At 49.0% G+C, this 202-nt stretch carries 1 pseudogene; it reads left to right on the forward strand.

The features are described from left to right. Window positions 1-18: 18 nt before the first annotated feature. A pseudogene (locus AC1M36_RS28710) lies at window positions 19-202 on the forward strand (cell wall-binding protein); the annotation flags it as partial.

Here is a 202-nt window from a genome sequence, read left to right on the forward strand (position 1 = left end):
CTTCATAATGGCGGCGATATGGCTACTGGATGGACAAAGGTGAACGGAAAATGGTATCTCCTTGAGCACGATGGCGTCATGCGTACAGGTTGGTATTTTGACGGCGCTAACTGGTACTATCTTCATAATGGCGGCGATATGGCTACTGGATGGACAAAGGTGAACGGAAAATGGTATCTCCTTGAGCACGATGGCGTCATGC

It is taken from the genome of Bacillus sp. Medicinal_06 (genome assembly GCF_056711665.1).